This window comes from Ercella succinigenes, assembly GCF_900002895.1.
Map to the genome: position 1 here is coordinate 1 of NZ_CDHP01000047.1, position 1,948 is coordinate 1,948.

Below are 1,948 nucleotides of genomic sequence, written 5' to 3' on the forward strand. Positions count from 1 at the left end.
TCGGGTCCCCACAAAGATCCCAAGCTGGTGTATCAAGCTTTTGCCCGTATCCGGCCTGAACTGAAAAAGATCCGGATATTCCATACAGACCGCGGAAGTGAGTTCAAGAACAATGCCATTGACGGGCTTCTGGCAACCTTCAAAATTCAGAGGTCGCTAAGCAAAAAGGGCTGTCCTTATGATAATGCCGTGGCGGAGGCAGCCTTCAAAGTATTCAAAACTGAGTTTGTTTATCAGAGCACCTTTAGATCACAGGAGGAGCTGGCACTTGGACTGGCGGACTATGTCCATTGGTACAACAACATCCGGATCCATTCCTCGTTGGGTTATAGGACACCTGCAGAATACAGACTGATTGACCTTAAGAAAACTGTCTAAATTTCTGTTGACAATCCAAAAACACTTTCCAGCTCATTTGCATTAGCTGCCGGGAAGTATGCCTCCTGATATTTATTATCACCTTGAGGATTAAGAACAGATTCTATATTACTATTCATTTGAGAGTCAGCTATTAAACCTACGGTAAAAATTCTGGCTTTATAATCTGCCTTGATTTTTTGTGCTTCGGCGATAGCCTTATCTCGCCCGATAGCAGTAAAAGAATTACCTGGGCCAAAAGTTATTCCTTCTGACCAGGCATAGTTGCCACTACTTATTCTGTAATAAGCAGCATCATAATAGAAAGTCGGCTCGCCATCCGTCATAAAAATAACTATTTTTTGTACACCTTCTCTGCCATTTGCCAATTCTTCAGCAGCCTTCATAAAGCCTGCCTGCATATTTGTTCCGCCTTCTGCCTTCAGAGAATTAACTTTAGTTGTCAGCAAAGAAGCATCGGAAGTAAACGACTGCACAATAGAAGCATCATTATAAGGTGTATCGTTATAATATGTACGCCATCCACCATCAATTCTAGCAGTACCGGAACTACCAATATCACCGGCATAAGAAACAACGGATATTCTGTTATCCATGCCGGCAGAAAGAGCACCATTAATAAAATAATTTGCTGCATCTTTAAGGGATTGTAATCTGGTTTTGTCACCTAGATTTTCTGCCATACTGCCCGATACATCAAGAACGAGCACAATGTCAGCCGGATCAGTCGAAGTTAAAGGATTACCTTCGACAGTAAGAGTGATATCAAATTCACGATTATCTGGATCAGCGTTTACAGGAACAGCTGTTTTATTAACAATGATCTCTCCGGGAACAGGTAGCTGATCAGCACTTGTTATTCCTGCAGGTATCATTGTAAATGTAAAAATTACTGCCAGCAGAAAGCTAAAAATTCTTTTTTTACTAAAATTGCTTTTAGCATTTATCTTTGAAATATTGACTGATTCGATCTGCTTAAATTCTTCTGGAGTTAAGCACTCTCTTTTCAGCCTCGCTTTTAGGCTAAGCGTGGTGAACCCTTTTGAAAAAAATGTCTCATTTTAATCCCTTTCCTTTCTTTTTCACGATTCAAATCATTTCATAACAATAGAGTTCCTTAAAATATGCAAAACCTGCATCCTTGCATTTAATATGACAAGTAAAACAAATGCATTTTTAAAAAAAAGAATGTCAATAGCAAAAACAAGAAGTTTTATTGCAATTGTATTACAATTTTGATTATATGCCCCTAAAAAGTCAAGTCCAAAAAGTTGGTGTAAATTGTCTTCCGGTATCTGCATGAATCAGGTGACAACATGCAGGTATGCTGCTCGTTCTGCTAACGCTTCTTTTCTTGCTGTTTCTCTCTCATCAAAGTAGCGATCCATTATGAAATACTTTTTGCCGGTCAACCATTTTTCATGGTGCTCCATCAGAACTGCTCCCATCAGTCGGATAAGACTGTCATCATTGGGGAATATCCGTATAACGCGTTCCCTACGACGTAGCTCTTCGTTGAGTCGTTCTATGCTGTTACTGGTTCTCAGTCGTTTGCGATAGGCTTCCGGCA

3 protein-coding genes are annotated in these 1,948 nt (G+C 40.1%); 1 reads left to right on the forward strand and 2 read right to left on the reverse strand.

The window, feature by feature from the left end:
* The coding region (locus tag AC0KSB_RS11030) for a transposase (protein WP_472309228.1) at positions 1-378 on the forward strand (378 nt) is incomplete at its 5' end.
* Here AC0KSB_RS11030 and AC0KSB_RS11035 read toward each other — a convergent pair.
* Positions 375-1,253: a vWA domain-containing protein gene (locus tag AC0KSB_RS11035; protein ID WP_472309230.1), complete on the reverse strand. Its 879-nt coding sequence runs from the start codon at positions 1,251-1,253 to the stop codon at positions 375-377. The genes AC0KSB_RS11030 and AC0KSB_RS11035 overlap by 4 nt on opposite strands.
* A 429-nt stretch (positions 1,254-1,682) precedes the next feature.
* Positions 1,683-1,948 (reverse strand): transposase (locus tag AC0KSB_RS11040; RefSeq protein ID WP_472307316.1); only part of this gene is annotated, 266 nt, incomplete at its 5' end.

Bases quoted from the DNA above. Each gene is read 5' to 3' on its own strand.
- AC0KSB_RS11035 (WP_472309230.1), bottom strand. From the start codon at position 1,253: ATGATACCTGCAGGAATAACAAGTGCTGATCAGCTACCTGTTCCCGGA.